Below are 14,741 nucleotides of genomic sequence, written 5' to 3'. Positions count from 1 at the left end.
GTCGCCGTGGTGCGCAACTCGCAGCGGTACGCACTTGCTGTGTTATTGGGTAATTCAATGGTATCCATAGGATTGTTTCTGTCACACGATTGGGATTTATGAGTAATCCTCATGCATTATTCAGTGACATCGGGGCCCTTTCGTCACCCGTATGGGTGGTTTAAAGGCTTCACCGGTGGGATACCGCTGACGGTCGGCCGGCTCGGATCGGGCCCGACCGCTGTGGCACGCTCGAACGGTGACGACCGAAGAACCGAGGCGTCCTCGCGCCCTCTGGGTCCTCCCGACGGCCCTCGTGGTGGCCGCGGGGTCCGTCGCGGGCGGCCTCCTGGTGCGCGACCTCTACACCCGGCCCGCCACCACCACGAGCGCCGGTTCCGCCACCGCGTCCGACGGCTCCCCGCCGTCCACCTCCGTGCCGCGCTCGGCCCAGCCGGGGGACCGCACCGTGCGGCTCAGCGTCGACGCCGAGCTGCACCCGGACGGCGAGCGCGTCCGGGCACTGTTCCAGCGGTACTTCGACGCCATCAACGCCCGCGACTACCAGTCGTGGAGCGGGGCGGTCACCGCGGAGTTCTCCCGCAGGCTGCGCGCACCGCAGTGGCGGGCCAACTACGAGACGACGTCCGACGGCACCGTCCTGGTCCAGCGGATCGACGCCTCCTCCGGCGAACGGCTCCGCGTGCTGGCCAGCTTCGTCAGCGTCCAGGACGTCACCAGGGCACCCGCCGAGCTGCCGGTCGACTGCATCCGCTGGCGCGTCGTCTACCCGCTGCGCGAGGAGGACGGCACCCTCCGCGTCGACATGGGCCCCGAGAGCCACACCCCGCAGTTCGAGGCCTGCTGACCCGAACGCAGGCGTGGCCCGCCTCCACGGGGGAGACGGGCCACGCCGGTCGAGCGGGAGCACCGCGCCCGCCGGTCCACCGCGAGCCCGCGGTGGACCGGCGGGGTCGCTAGGCGGTCGTGAACGCGAGCGCCACGTTGTGCCCGCCGAAGCCGAACGAGTCGTTGATCGCCGCGTCCAGCTTGATCTTGCGGGGCTCGCCCGCGACGACGTCGAGTTCGACGGCCGGGTCGAGGTTGTCCAGGTTGAGCGTCTGCGGCACGATCCCGTCCCGCAGCGACAGCACCGTGATGATGGCCTCCACCGCGCCCGCCGCACCCAGCATGTGGCCGAGCGCGCCCTTCGGCGCGGTCAGCACCGGGTGGTCGCCGATCGCCTTGCGCACGGCGACGGTCTCCGCCACGTCGCCCACCGGGGTGGACGTCGCGTGGCAGTTCACGTGGCCGATGTCGCCGCCGGTCAGCCCGGCGGTGCGCATGGCTGCCGCCATGGCCCGGGACTGGCCGACGCCCTCGGGGTCCGGAGCGGTGATGTGGTAGCCGTCGGAGCTGGTGCCGATGCCCGCGAGACGGCCGTAGACCTTGGCGCCGCGAGCGGCCGCGAAGTCCGCGCGCTCCAGCACCATGATCCCGGAACCCTCGCCGAGCACGAAGCCGTCGCGGCCCGTGTCGAACGGCCGGGAGGCCCCCGCCGGGTCGTCGTTGCGGGTGCTCATGGTGCGGGCCTGCGAGAACCCGGCCACCGGGATGGCGCAGATGCACGCTTCCGCGCCTCCGGCCACCACGACGTCGGCTTCGCCGCTGCGGATCATCCGCCACGCCCACGCGAGCGCCTCGGCGCCCGACGCGCAGGCCGAGACCGGCGCGTGCACCCCGGCCTGCGCCTTGAACTCCAGGCCCACGTGCGCGGCCGGGCCGTTCGGCATCAGCATCGGGATGGTGAGGGGCGAGACCTTGCGCAGGCCGTGCTCCTCCAGCAGGTCGTCCTGGTTCAGCAGGGTCATCGCGCCACCGATGCCGGTGCCGACGATCACCGCCAGCCGTTCCCGGTCCACGGTGCCGTCGCCGTGCCCGGCGTCCGCCCACGCCTGGCGAGCGGCGATCATGGCCACCTGCTCGCTGCGGTCGAGCCGTCGGGCTTCGACCCTGGGGAGCACCTCGGTCGGTTCGACCGCGAGCTTCGCGGCGATCCTCACCGGCAGGTCGAAGCGCTCGACCCAGTCCATGTCGATCGTGGACACGCCGCTGCGACCGGCGAGCAGCGCGTCCCACGTGGAGGCGACATCGCCACCGAGCGGGGTGGTGGCACCCAGCCCGGTGACGACGACGTCGTGGTTAGTGGTCATGCCTTGCCGGCGATGTAGGACACCGCATCGCCCACGGTCTTGAGGTTGGCCAGCTCGTCGTCCGGGATCTTCACGCCGAACTTGTCCTCGGCCTGCACGGCGATCTCCACCATGGACAGCGAGTCGATGTCCAGGTCGTCCACAAAGGACTTCTCGGCCGTCACGTCGTCCGCGGCCACACCGGCGACCTCTTCGACGATCTCGGCAAGCCCCTTCTGGATGTCCTCGTTGCTCACTGAAAATCCCTTCCTTCGTGCATCGGACGGCTGGAACGGCTGTCCCGTCCCGCCGGAACACTGTTGGGGCCCGACATCACGGGCACCGGACGACCTGCCCCGCGTAGGACAGGCCCGCACCGAAGCCCACGAGCAGCACCACGTCACCGCTGGAGATCTCGCCCGCCGCCCGCAGGTGGTCGAGCGCCATCGGCACCGAGGCCGACGAGGTGTTGCCCGACTCCACGATGTCACGTGCGACGACCATGTCCTCACGCGCACCCTTGGCGCGCAGGCGCTTCGCGATCAGCTCGATGATCCGGAGGTTGGCCTGGTGCGGCACGAACACGTCCACGTCGGACAGCTCCAGGCCCGCCAGCTCGACCGCGCGGATCGCCACGGGGGCGATCTGGGTGGTCGCCCAGCGGAAGACCGCCTGGCCCTCCTGGTGGATCGAGGAGTTGCGGTCGGCGATGGCGATGGCGTCCGCCATGTCGCCCGCGCTCCCCCACACGACCGGCCCGATGGCCGGTTCGTCGCCCGCGCCGACGACGACGGCGCCCGCCGCGTCGGCGAAGATGATCGCGGTGGACCGGTCGGTCGGGTCCACCCAGTCGGTGAGCTTCTCGGCCCCGATGACCAGCACGTTCTTCGCGCTGCCCGATCGGACCATGTCGGAGGCGGTGGCCAGGGCGTAGCAGAACCCGGCGCACGCGGCGTTCACGTCGAACGCGCCGACGGCCTTCGCGCCGAGGCGCTCGGCGACCTGGGCCGCCGCGTTCGGTATCGGCGACGGCATGGTGCAGGTCGCGACGATGACCGCGCCGACGTCGGCGGGCTGGAGGCCGGAGTCGGCGATGGCCTTCGCGCCCGCCTCCACGGCCATGTCGACGAGCAGCTCGTCCTTGCCCGCGAAGCGCCGGTTGACGATGCCGACCCGCTCGCGCACCCACTCGTCGTTGGTGTCCATGACCTTCGCGAGGTCGTGGTTGCTCACGATCGTCTCGGGCTGGTAGCTGCCCATCCCGAGGATGCGCGTGCCCGTCAGGGCCGCGGGCAGGGTGAAGGCGGTCATCGGGACGCCTCCGCGGTGGCCAGGAGCTCGGCGACCTTGTCGAGGTGCTCCGGAGTCTTCAACGCCAAGGTGGGGGTGCCCTTCAACTCGCGCTTGGCCAAGCCCGTCAGCGCGCCCGCGGGCGGCAGCTCGACGACCGCGTGCACGGCGTGCTCGGCCAGGGTGGCCTGGCAGGTGTCCCACCGCACGGGGCGGGTCACCTGGGCGATCAGCCGGTGCAGCACGTCCGCGCCGTCGGTGACGAGGGCACCGTCGGCGTTGGACAGCAGGGGCAGGACCGGGTCGTGCGCGGTGGTGCCCGCGGCGCGGGTCCGCAGCGCGTCCTCGGCCGTGGCCATGAACGAGGTGTGGAACGCGCCCGCGACCTGGAGCTTGCGGATCTTCGCGGTGCCGGGGGGCGACCCGACCAGCTGGTCGAGGGCCTCCAGCGGGCCCGCGGCGACGATCTGGCCCGCGCCGTTGCGGTTGGCGGGCGTGAGGCCCAGCTCGGCCAGCCTCGCCAGCACCTCGGCCTCGTCGCCGCCGAGGACGGCGGCCATCCCGGTCGGGTGCAGCGCGCACGCGGCGGCCATCTCCGACCCGCGCACCGCGGCCAGCGCCACGGCGTCGTCGGGGCTGAGCACGCCTGCCATCGCGGCGGCGGCCAGCTCGCCGACGGAGTGGCCCGCGATGATCGTGTCGGCCGGCAGTTCGACGCGCTTGCGCAGCTCCTCGAACGCGAGCAGCGCCAGCGCCACGACGAGCGGCTGGGTGATCGAGGTGTCCTTGATCTCCTCGGCCTCCGCGGTGGTGCCGAGGCGGACCAGGTCCAGGCCGGTGGCCTTGGACCAGGACGCGACCCGCTGCTCTGCGCCGTCGAGTTCGAGCCAGGGGCCGAACATGCCGGGGGTCTGCGAGCCCTGTCCGGGTGCGAGGAGTGCGATCACAGTGCAACTGAACACGGTCGGAGCCGTTCCCACTCATGCCGTCGTACACGAAGTACACGGGTCGGATTTGTAGGGTTCCTACAAAGGTTGCCGCGAAGTGTCCGGAGAACGTCGTGGCGTGTTGTGCACAGCGACCTGTGTCACCCACCAAAGGGTGCGGTGTCCGTCACACCGGGAGGGCGCAAAGCGACATTCCGGTCCCGATCACCACAAACCGCGGGCCTTCGCGAGCCGCCCGACGGACAGCGCGATGCGCAGCACGAGGGCGTCGCGGGCGTCGTGGGCGTTGCGCCCCGTCAGCTCGGTCACCCGCCGCAAGCGGTACCGGACGGTGTTGGGGTGCACGAACAGCTTGCGCGCGCACGTCTCCAGCACCCCGCCCACCTCCAGGAAGGTGTCCACGGTCTCCAGCAGCGCCCCGCTGGCCTCCTCCAGGGGCCGGGCGATGCGGTCCACGAGCTGCCACTCGGCCTCCGGGTCGCCCGCGAGCGCCCGTTCCGGGAGCAGGTCGAGCGACCGCACCGGCCGCGGCGCCGTCGGCCACCCGACGACCGCCCGCAGCCCGGACAGCGCGTCGCTGGCGCTGCGGTGCGCCTCGGCCAGGCTCGCCACGGTCGGGCCCGCCACCACGGCGCCGTCGCCGAACGCCTCGGCGATCTTGCCCAGCACGTCGCCCTCGTCGGTCTCGCCGCCCAGCACGACGACCAGCCGGGAGCCCTGCACGCTCAGCAGCACCGGCCGCCCGCTGCGGGCCGCGCGGCTGCGCACCTCGTAGACGACCGCGGGCGGGTCGTCGGACGGCGGGTTGCCCACCAGCACGGTCGCCTCGGCCGCCGGGTCCCAGCCCAGCGCGGAGGACCGCGACAGCAGCGACTCCTCGGCGTCGCCGCGCACGATCCCGTCGACCACGAGCGCCTCCAGCCGCGCGTCCCACGCGCCCCTGGCCTCCGCCGCCGTGGCGTAGGACGTGGCCGCGGAGAACGCGATCTCCCGCCCGTACCGCAGGACCCCCTCGGTCAGCCGGGCCCGCTCCTCGTCGTTCGCCGCCAGCCTCGGCAGCTGCTGCTCGAACAGCTCCAGCGCGATCCGGACCAGCTCGACGGTCTGGCGCAGGCTCACCCACCGGGAGATGTCCTTCGGGGCCGACCGGAACGCCTCGGCGGTCAGCCTGATCGCCTGGCGGGGGTCGTCCAGCCACGACACGAAGCCCGCCACGCCGTTCTGGATCAGCAGCAGCACGCTGGCGCGCTGGTCGGCGGGCATCCGGCGGAACCAGGGGAGCCTGCGCTCCATCTCCGACACGCTGGACGCGGCCAGGTCGCCCGAGGCCCGTTCCAGGTCCCGCAGCGTCGAACGCGACAGCTCGGGCCATGCCTCCTGCCCGTCCGCGGCGGCTGAGCCGGTCATGCCCCAACGATCGCACGTCCGGGTGACAGTTCGCGCCCGAGGGTCCACCCGGTCCTACGTTCGGTGCGGTGGCGCTCAACGACGGGAGGCCCGGTCGTGCGGAGTTTCGTCCCAGTCGGTCTGGCGGTGCTCACCGTGCTCGCCACGGCGGCCCCGCCCTCCGCCGCGGGGTCCGGCCCACCGGACCCGCTCGCGGAGTTCCTCGACCAGAAACCGGCCTGGGGGCCGTGCCTCGACGTCCTGGAGTGCGCGACCGTCGTCGTGCCGCTGGACTACCGCGACGTCGGCGCGGGCCGCCTGTCCCTGTCGATCAGCCGCAAGAAGGCGACCGGGGCCCGGCGCGGCGTGCTCGTCCTGAACCCCGGCGGTCCCGGCGGGTCCGGTGTCCGGATGCCCGCGTTCCTCGCGACCACGGCGCTGGCGGGGTCCTACGACCTGATCGGCTTCGACCCGAGGGGAGTCGGGGGCTCGACCCCGCTCACCTGCGCGGTGGTGCCCGAGATCGCCACGCCCGACTCGCGCCCGCCGGACTCGGAGTTCCCGAAGTGGGCCGCCGAGGCGCGGGCCGCGGAGGACTCCTGCGAGCGGTCCGCAGGCGGCGTGCGCCGGTACGTCAACACGGCGAACTCCGCGCGGGACGTGGACGTCATCCGCGCCGTCCTGGGCGAGCAGCGGATCAACTACCTCGGCTACTCCTACGGCACGTACCTCGGCGCCGTCTACGGCTCGCTGTTCCCCCGGCACCTGGACCGCACCGTCCTCGACTCCTCGGTGCACCCGGAGCGGCTGTGGCACGGGCAGCTCAAGGGCCAGGCGATCGCCACCCGGCGCAACGTCGACCTCTGGGCCGAGTGGGCCGCGGGGGAGAACAGGGTGCCCCGGCTCGGCGCGAACGCCGCCGAGGTGCTGGCGACCGTCGAGAAGGTCTCCGCGCGCCTCGCGGTCGAACCGGTCGGCGGCCACGACCGGACCGAGTTCGACGCGGCCGTCGGCGTCGGCGCCCGGTTCCGCCCGCTGTGGGCCGACCTCGCGGACGTGGTGGACGAGCTGGCCGCGGGGGCCGACCCGTGGGCGGCGGCCGAGCGCGGGGCCCGGATGGCGGCCTCGGCGCGCGAGGAGCTCCGCTCCGGCGTCTACGACACGGTCACCTGCGAGGCCGACTGGCCGCGCGACCTGGAGTCCTACTACGAGGAGATGCGGGCGTTCCGCGACCGCTACCCGTACGGCCTCGGCGTCGTGCGCGCCGCGCCGACCGCGTGCACCTTCCGGACCTTCACCCCGTCCGAGCCGATGGTCCCGCTCGCGCGCGACGGCTACCCCGTCGGCGTGGTCGTGCAGGCCGAGGGCGACACGCGCACCCTGTACGAGGGCGGGCCAGCGATGGCCGCGGCGCTGGGCGACAACCTGCTCACCGTCCTGGACGAGGGCAAGCACGGGATCTACGGCAGCGGCAACGCCTGCGTGGACGCGGCCGTCGACCGGTACCTGATCGACGGCGTCCTGCCGGGCAACAGCTCCACCTGCCCCGGCGACCCCCGGCCCGACCCCGCGCACACCGTCACTCGATCGGTTGAATCCTTTTTGGATGAGGTGGATCACCGGTTCGGTCGCTGAACGGAGAACCGCCCGGCGCCGCCGGCGCCGGGCGGTTCCCTCTCCCCGGTCCCCACCGGTCCGTCCACTGTGAACCGAAAATGTGAAGAACGCCAGTTGGTCACCCTTTCGTGCCAGCGCGCCGAATTGCCCACCGGTCCGCGTTCGGGAAACCATCTCCCCCGTCACTGAACAGGCAACGAAGAGGTAAGGAGGGCGTCGTGGGCTCCCAGATCACCGAAGGTCTTGGACAGGCCTGGGCCATGATCGCCACTTTCGTGCCGAAGCTCCTGGGCTTCGCGCTCGTCATGCTGGTTGGTTGGTTCATCGCGAAGGCGTTGTCGAAGGCCGTCGGCTTCCTGTTGAAGCGGGTCGGTTTCGACCGCCTGGTCGACAGGTCCGGCCTCGGCTCGATGATGGCGCAGTCCCCCGTGGACGCGTCCGGCCTGATCGTCAAGCTCGTCTACTACTTCGTGCTGCTGATCGCGCTCCAGCTCGCGTTCGGCGTCTTCGGCACCGACAACGCCGTGAGCGCGCTGCTCAACGACGTCATCGCCTACCTGCCGCGGATCGTGGTGGCGCTGGTGCTCGTCCTGGTGGCCTCGGCCATCGCCAAGGCCGTGCAGGGCCTCGTGACCGGCGCGCTCGGCGGCCGGTCGTACACGAGGGTGCTCGGCACGATCACCTACGGCTTCATCATGGCGCTCGGCGTCATCGCCGCGCTGAACCAGCTCGGCATCGCCGTCTCGGTGACCATGCCGGTGCTGATCGCCGTGCTCGCGACGGTCGCGGGCGTCATCGTCATCGGTGTCGGCGGCGGCCTCATCCGCCCCATGCAGCAGCGCTGGGAGGGTTGGCTGACCCGCGTGCAGGACGAGGCCGCCCTGACCGCCCCGGCGCCGCGCCGCTCGCAGGAGCCGGTGGCGGCGGGCACCCGCCGCCACGCCACCGCGCCACCCGCGGGGTCGGACACCCCGACGCCGCCCGCGGGGATGCCGATGCCGTCCGGCGAGTAGTCCGCGCCGTCCTCCACCGACGAGGGCCGTCCCGCCGACGCGGGACGGCCCTCGTGGCGTTCACGGCTCACGTCCGCCGTCGGTCCACTTCGGCCGGACGTGCGAACAGGGCGCCCCCACCGCGAGGTGGGAGCGCCCTGTTCGGGTGGAGCGGGTGGTGCTAGGCGGCGCGCTTGCGGCGCACCACGAACACCGCACCGGCACCGGCGCCGACGAGGCCGAGGCCCGCCAGCAGCGCCCAACCGGGCGAGGCACCGGTGGAGGCCAGCGGCGGCTGGGCCTCGCCGCCACCGCCCGCGACCGGGGTCGTGGTGGTGGTGACGGGCACGGTCTCGGACGAGGAGGACGCGGGCGTCGTGGTGGTGGTCACCTCGGCGGGAGGCGTGCTCTCACTCGTCGAGCTGGGAGGAGTGGTCTCCACCGGCGACGTCGTGGTGGTCGTGGTGGGGGTCGTGCTGCTGGACGACGTGGGCTTCACGCACGCGTCGACCTTGTGCGTCTTGGAGTAGTTGTGCTGGTTGCCGTCCGAGGCCTTCACGGTGATGGTGAAGGTGTGGGCGACGTCGCCCGGAGTGGTCCAGGACTTCTCGTAGCTGTCGCCGAACGACGTGTTGACCAGTTCGGTCTCGCCGTCCTTGACCACGATGGTGTTGCCCTGCCGGGCGTAGGCCTTGAGTTTCACGCTCACCACGGCCTTGTCCGCGACGCACTCGGCCTTGGAGGTCGGCGTGTGCGCGGAAGCCGGGATCGCCAGTGCCAACAGGGCCAGACCGGAGGTGGCGGCCACCGTGATCGCACCGAGAACTCTGCCTGCCATGTGGTCTCCCGCTCTGAATACATGCAAGATCACAAGAAGTGAAATGCGATGAGACTCACCCTTGTGGGTGATACAGCACGCGACCGTAGCAACCCCTACAAGTCCTCAGGTCGCTGTTTGGCAACGCTCTGATCACGGGTGGATCAGCGAGCGATATTTAAACACCCGTTAAGGTAAAAGCGAGGTCGCGTCACGTCGACTCGTTGTGAGTGGAGCGCCACGCGCAGGTCAACAGGTGTCCCTAGTGGACGACGTCGCCCCAGCTGACGTAGGAGAAGCCGGTCGTGGCCTGGTCGCCGACCGCCGGGCGGCGCTCGCCGTCGTGCACGACCAGCAGCCCCTCGCGGTACCCGCGGCCCAGGTCGGCCGTGACGACCTGGGCGCCGTCGGAGTGCTCCACCGAGTCCAGACCGCGGCCCGCGCCCACCACGAAGTCGCCCAGCACCCTGTTGCGCCCCGTCCGCTCGTACCGCACGAACCGCGAGTCGCCCTGGCTGGACGCGATCAGCTCACCGCCGCCTCCCCGCCCCTCGGCGATCGTCAGGCCCTCGGCGTCCGCGCTGAGCCACTCGCCCCCGAAACCGGGGTCCGGACCGTCCGGCACGCACTCCTCGGTGGCCTCGTCGTACCGCTGGGGCGCCCCGAAGGAGCGAACGACGTCCACCAGTTCGGGGGAACCGAAACCGCTCACCCGCACGGGGATCCGCCAGATCCCCACGTCCTCCTGCGCCACGTAGGCGACGCCGTGCGCGGAGTCCACGACCATCCCCTCGGCCTGCGGCCGGTCGCCGGGGTCGCCGCACGGGGTCCACGTCGTGCCGTCCGGCAGGGGGAAGCTCGACGGCAGGTCCACGGTGGACACGACCTCCGTGCCGACCGTGCCCGCCCGCCCCGGCACGACGTGCAGCAGCGCGATCCGGGTCTCGCTGCGCCGGTTGGTCAGCACCAGCGGGGTGCCGGTGCGCCGGTCGACCCCCGCCGCCAGCCCGTAGGCGTTGCGCTGGTCGTCGACGGCCGCCTCCGAGGCGGAGAACACCGGCTTCGCGGCGGGGTCGGTCACGTCGGAGAGCACCGTCGAGCCCACCGCCGACCCGCGACCGTCGACCTCGTAGACCCGGATCCGGTCGCGCCCCCGGTCGCTCACGAACGCGAGGTCGCGCTTCCGGCCGCCGACCGCGACACCGGACAGCACGTCGACGTTGTTGAACCGGCCCGGCTTGGCCCCCGGCGTCGGCGCGGGCGGCGCCGGGTAGGTGCCCAGCGTGCGCCCGCGGAGGTCGAACGCCGCCAGCCCGCCCTCCTTCAGGGTGCCGAGCACGACCGTGCGCTCCGGCCTGCTCGGGTGCACCCAGACGGCGGGGTCGTCGGCGTCGGAGTTGGCCGGGTCGGCGGAGGGGTCGTCCACGAACGCGCGGGTCTGCGCGGTCGGCACGACCACCGCGGGCGTGGCGGGAACGGGCGCCAGCAGCAGCACCAGGGGGAGCACCAGCGAGGTGGGGACCATGCTGGGGACGCTAGTGAGCCGGGGTGAACGCGCGGTGTACGGCGAACGAGTGCCACGCGTCACAAACGAGGACGGAACACCGGATCCGCGCGACGATGTTCGAGCAATCAGGAGACGTGCGTTCCGGGGTCGGTGGAAGTCCGAACCGGTGGTGACAGCCCACGACCCGCGAGCCCCGTGGCCCGCGGTTGACCCGGTGGAACTCCGGGGCCGACGGTGAGAGTCCGGATGAGAGGCGCGCACGCCACCGGTGTCCGGCGCGCCCGTGCACCGGTGCCGCGCCACGCCCCGGACCGCCCTGGGGATGGAGGACGCGGTGCACGTGTTGCTGGAGCAGGGTTTCACCGTTCTGGGGCAGAGGATCGCCTACGCCGAGTTCTTCGGCCAGGTGTTCGCGCTGGCCGTGGTCTTCCTGGCGCAGCGCCGGTCCCTCTGGACGTGGCCGGTCCAACTGGCCTCCGTCGCACTGCTGTTCACCGTCTACCTGTCCGCCCAGCTCGGCGGGCTGGCGATCCGGCAGGTCGTCGTCGGCCTCATCGCCCTCTACGGCTGGTACGCGTGGCTGCGCAGGCGCGACCCGGTGTTCGGCGTCGTCGTGCGCAAGGGGTCCACCGGCGAGCGGATCGCCGTCGTGGCCGCGTTCGTGCTCGGCACGGTCGCCTTCGCGCTGCTGCTCGACGCCCTGGACGCCTCGTGGGCGCCCTGGCCGGACGCCGCCATCTTCGTCGGCACCGTCCTGGCGTTCGCGCTCCAGGGCTTCGGCCTGGTCGAGTTCTGGATCGTCTGGCTCGCGGTCGACGCCATCGGCGTGCCGCTCCAGATCCGGTCCGGCCTGTACTTCAGCGCCCTGATCTACACCGTGTTCGCCGTCCTGGTGGTCCGCGGCTGGCTCGACTGGAACCGGGCGGCCAAGCAGCGCGCCACCGCCGTCCGGGCCACCGCCTGAGACGCCTCGGGGGGAGTCCCGCGAACGGGACTCCCCCCGAGGTACCCGACTACGCGAGACCGGCGTCGCCCGTCGACGGCCCGGCCGCCATGACGTCGTCGATCCGGTACTGCCGCGCGGCCTTCACGACCAGGGCCGGGTCGATCTCGCCGCGCTTGGCCAGCGCGGCCAGCGTCGCGACGATGATCGACTCCTTGTCGACCAGGAAGTGCCTGCGCGCGGCAGGGCGGGTGTCGGAGAAGCCGAACCCGTCGGTGCCGAGCGTGTGCATGTCCGTCGGCACGTACGGGCGGATGAGGTCCGGAACGGCCTTCATCCAGTCCGACACGGCGATGACGGGACCCGTGGACTCGGAGAGCACCTTCGTCACGTACGGGACGCGGGGCTCGTTCTCCGGGTGCAGCAGGTTCTCCCGCTCGATCTCCACCGCTTCGCGGCGCAGCTCCGAGTACGAGGTCGCGGACCACACGTCGGCCCGCACACCCCACTCCTCGGCCAGGACGCGCTGGGCGTCGATCGCCCACGGCATCGCCACACCGGACGCCAGGAGCTGCGCGCGGGGGCCCTCGCCGTCCGCGGCCGCCTGGTACCGGTACAGGCCGCGCAGCAGGCCCTCGACGTCGAGGCCCTCCGGCTCCGCGGGCTGCTGGTACGGCTCGTTGTAGACGGTCATGTAGTAGAAGACGTTCTCGGCGTCCTCGCCGTACATCCGCCGCAGGCCGTCCCGCACGATGTGGCCCACCTCGAACGACCACGCGGGGTCGTACGCGACCACGGCGGGGTTCGTGTGCGCCAGCAGCAGCGAGTGGCCGTCGGCGTGCTGGAGGCCCTCGCCGGTCAGCGTCGTGCGGCCCGCGGTGGCGCCGAGCACGAAGCCCCTCGCCATCTGGTCCGCCGCGGCCCACAGGCCGTCACCGGTGCGCTGGAACCCGAACATCGAGTAGAAGATGTAGATCGGGATCATCGGCTCGCCCTGCGTGGCGTAGGACGTGCCCACGGCCGTGAAGGACGCCGTCGACCCGGCCTCGTTGATGCCCTCGTGCAGGATCTGGCCCTGTTCGGACTCCTTGTACGCGAGCATCAGCTCGGCGTCCACGGAGGTGTACATCTGCCCGTTGGGGTTGTAGATCTTCTGCGACGGGAACATCGAGTCCATGCCGAAGGTCCGCGCCTCGTCCGGGATGATCGGGACGAGCCGCTTGCCGATCTCCGGGTCCTTCGCGAGGTCGCGCACGAGCCGCACGAACGCCATCGTCGTGGCGACCTGCTGCTTGCCCGAGCCCCGCTTGAGGACCTCGTAGACCTTGTCGTCGGGCAGCGTCAGCGCCTTCGCCGGGTTCCGCCGCTCCGGGACGAACCCGCCGAGCTGCTTGCGCCGCTCCAGCAGGTACTGGATCTCCGGGGAGTCCGGGCCGGGGTGGTAGTACGGCGGCAGGTAGGGGTCCTTCTCCAGCTGCTCGTCCGTGATCGGGATGCGCAGGCTGTCGCGGAACATCTTCAGGTCCGCGAGGGTCATCTTCTTCATCTGGTGCGTGGCGTTGCGCGCCGCGAAGTGCGGGCCCAGGCCGTAGCCCTTGATGGTCTTGGCGAGGATGACCGTCGGCTGGCCGTGGTGCTCCGTGGCCGCCTTGTACGCCGCGTACACCTTGCGGTAGTCGTGGCCCCCGCGCTTGAGGTTCCACACCTCGTCGTCGGTCAGGGGCGCGACGAGCTCCTTGGTCCGCGGGTCGCGGCCGAAGAAGTGCTCCTTCACGTACGCGCCGTCGTTGGCCTTGTACGTCTGGTAGTCGCCGTCGGGCGTGGTGTTCATCAGGTTCACCAGCGCGCCGTCGCGGTCGGCGTGCAGCAGCGAGTCCCACTCGCGGCCCCAGACGACCTTGATGACGTTCCAGCCCGCGCCGCGGAAGAACGACTCCAGCTCCTGGATGATCTTGCCGTTGCCGCGCACCGGCCCGTCGAGGCGCTGGAGGTTGCAGTTGACCACGAACGTCAGGTTGTCGAGCTGCTCGTTCGCCGCAAGCTGGAGCAGGCCGCGCGACTCGGGCTCGTCCATCTCGCCGTCGCCGAGGAACGCCCACACGTGCTGGTCGGACGTGTCCTTGAACCCGCGGTCCTGGAGGTAGCGGTTGAACCGCGCCTGGTAGATCGCGTTCATCGGGCCGAGGCCCATGGACACGGTGGGGAACTCCCAGAAGCCGGGCATCAGCCGCGGGTGCGGGTACGACGGCAGGCCCTTGCCGAGGCCGCCGTGCGAGTACTCCTGGCGGAACCCGTCGAGCTGGTCCTCCGTCAGCCTGCCTTCGAGGAAGGCGCGGGCGTAGACGCCGGGCGACGCGTGGCCCTGGATGAACACCTGGTCGCCGCCGCCGGGGTGGTCCTTGCCCCGGAAGAAGTGGTTGAAACCGACCTCGTAGAGGCTCGCGGAGGACGCGTAGGTCGAGATGTGACCACCGACACCCACACCCGGTCGCTGCGCGCGGTGCACCGTCATCGCCGCGTTCCAGCGGATCCAGGCCCGGTACCGGCGCTCCACCTCCTCGTCACCGGGGAACCACGGCTCCCGCTCGGTGGGGATGGTGTTCACGTAGTCCGTGCTGGTCAGGGACGGGATGCCGACGCCGCCCTCGCGCGCCTTCTCCAGGAGCCGGAGCATCAGGTAACGGGCACGCTGCTGGCCGCCACCCTTGAGCGCGGCGTCGAACGACTCCAGCCACTCCGCAGTTTCGTCCGGATCGATGTCCGGCAGGTGTGCGGCGAGACCGTCACGGATGACACGCACCCGTTCGGGGGCGGTGCCGTTGTTCTGCGGGGCCAAGGGTTCTCCTCGCCAGGGTTGCAGCCGACTTCTGCCGGCGTTCACTGCGGGTTCAGGCGGTTTACCTGTCCATGATTCCTCATCGGCGCCCGTGGGACACCCCAGACGACCCCCTACCGGCCAGTAGTTCTGGATCGTGTCCCTCGCGCGCGCGGTATGAGGTGTGTTCAGTGTGCGTCATCCGGTCGGGTGACGGTTCAGGGGGGTCGGATTGCGGCGTGTCATGAGGTCAACG

12 protein-coding genes and 1 riboswitch are annotated in these 14,741 nt (G+C 71.6%); of the genes, 4 read left to right on the top strand and 8 right to left on the bottom strand.

The window, feature by feature from the left end; all coding sequences use genetic code 11:
• Nucleotides 1-238 precede the first annotated feature (238 nt).
• On the top strand, nucleotides 239-847 hold the full coding sequence (locus VFZ92_RS21560) for a hypothetical protein (protein WP_330877797.1): 609 nt from the start codon (nucleotides 239-241) through the stop codon (nucleotides 845-847).
• Between the two features lie 109 nt (nucleotides 848-956).
• On the opposite strand, the gene VFZ92_RS21555 is transcribed toward VFZ92_RS21560, so the two are convergent.
• The 5 genes from VFZ92_RS21555 to VFZ92_RS21535 all read right to left on the bottom strand — a co-directional run bounded on the left by VFZ92_RS21555 (nucleotide 957) and on the right by VFZ92_RS21535 (nucleotide 5,815).
• Nucleotides 957-2,192: a beta-ketoacyl-ACP synthase II gene (locus VFZ92_RS21555; protein ID WP_330877796.1), complete on the bottom strand. Its 1,236-nt coding sequence runs from the start codon at nucleotides 2,190-2,192 to the stop codon at nucleotides 957-959.
• A complete protein-coding gene (locus tag VFZ92_RS21550; RefSeq protein WP_259621948.1) occupies nucleotides 2,189-2,428 on the bottom strand; it encodes an acyl carrier protein in 240 nt (79 codons plus the stop codon). The genes VFZ92_RS21555 and VFZ92_RS21550 overlap by 4 nt, the downstream gene beginning before the upstream one ends.
• Before the next feature lie 76 nt (nucleotides 2,429-2,504).
• Complete coding sequence (locus VFZ92_RS21545) at nucleotides 2,505-3,482, bottom strand: beta-ketoacyl-ACP synthase III (protein ID WP_330877795.1); 978 nt, start codon at nucleotides 3,480-3,482, stop codon at nucleotides 2,505-2,507.
• On the bottom strand, nucleotides 3,479-4,408 hold the full coding sequence (locus tag VFZ92_RS21540; protein WP_330877794.1) for an ACP S-malonyltransferase: 930 nt from the start codon (nucleotides 4,406-4,408) through the stop codon (nucleotides 3,479-3,481). Before VFZ92_RS21540 ends, VFZ92_RS21545 begins: the two co-directional genes overlap by 4 nt.
• A 204-nt stretch (nucleotides 4,409-4,612) precedes the next feature.
• Nucleotides 4,613-5,815, bottom strand: a complete 1,203-nt coding sequence (locus tag VFZ92_RS21535) for a PucR family transcriptional regulator (RefSeq protein WP_330877793.1) — start codon at nucleotides 5,813-5,815, stop codon at nucleotides 4,613-4,615.
• A gap of 96 nt (nucleotides 5,816-5,911) precedes the next feature.
• Here VFZ92_RS21535 and VFZ92_RS21530 point away from each other — a divergent pair, with 96 nt between their 5' ends.
• Together VFZ92_RS21530 and VFZ92_RS21525 are read left to right on the top strand one after the other, a co-directional pair.
• Nucleotides 5,912-7,429: an alpha/beta fold hydrolase gene (locus VFZ92_RS21530; RefSeq protein WP_330877792.1), complete on the top strand. Its 1,518-nt coding sequence runs from the start codon at nucleotides 5,912-5,914 to the stop codon at nucleotides 7,427-7,429.
• Between the two features lie 200 nt (nucleotides 7,430-7,629).
• Entirely contained in the window at nucleotides 7,630-8,424 is a 795-nt protein-coding gene (locus VFZ92_RS21525; protein WP_330877791.1) for a mechanosensitive ion channel family protein, read from the top strand.
• Between the two features lie 160 nt (nucleotides 8,425-8,584).
• On the opposite strand, the gene VFZ92_RS21520 is transcribed toward VFZ92_RS21525, so the two are convergent.
• Together VFZ92_RS21520 and VFZ92_RS21515 are read right to left on the bottom strand one after the other, a co-directional pair.
• Nucleotides 8,585-9,241, bottom strand: a complete 657-nt coding sequence (locus VFZ92_RS21520; protein WP_330877790.1) for an LPXTG cell wall anchor domain-containing protein — start codon at nucleotides 9,239-9,241, stop codon at nucleotides 8,585-8,587.
• A gap of 241 nt (nucleotides 9,242-9,482) precedes the next feature.
• On the bottom strand, nucleotides 9,483-10,745 hold the full coding sequence (locus VFZ92_RS21515; protein ID WP_330877789.1) for a phytase: 1,263 nt from the start codon (nucleotides 10,743-10,745) through the stop codon (nucleotides 9,483-9,485).
• 114 nt (nucleotides 10,746-10,859) lie between these two features.
• Nucleotides 10,860-10,988: riboswitch (FMN riboswitch) on the top strand.
• A 73-nt stretch (nucleotides 10,989-11,061) separates the two neighbouring features.
• Between VFZ92_RS21515 and pnuC the strand changes: the two genes are divergently transcribed.
• On the top strand, nucleotides 11,062-11,691 hold the full coding sequence (pnuC, locus tag VFZ92_RS21510) for a nicotinamide riboside transporter PnuC (RefSeq protein ID WP_330877788.1): 630 nt from the start codon (nucleotides 11,062-11,064) through the stop codon (nucleotides 11,689-11,691).
• A 49-nt stretch (nucleotides 11,692-11,740) separates the two neighbouring features.
• On the opposite strand, the gene aceE is transcribed toward pnuC, so the two are convergent.
• Nucleotides 11,741-14,506, bottom strand: a complete 2,766-nt coding sequence (aceE, locus tag VFZ92_RS21505) for a pyruvate dehydrogenase (acetyl-transferring), homodimeric type (RefSeq protein ID WP_330877787.1) — start codon at nucleotides 14,504-14,506, stop codon at nucleotides 11,741-11,743.
• Nucleotides 14,507-14,741: the final 235 nt, after the last annotated feature.

It is taken from the genome of Umezawaea sp. (genome assembly GCF_036375055.1).
Taxonomy (GTDB): domain Bacteria; phylum Actinomycetota; class Actinomycetes; order Mycobacteriales; family Pseudonocardiaceae; genus Umezawaea.
The sequence above is the reverse complement of the archived record's forward strand: the minus strand, read 5'-3'. Positions and strand labels throughout refer to the sequence as shown.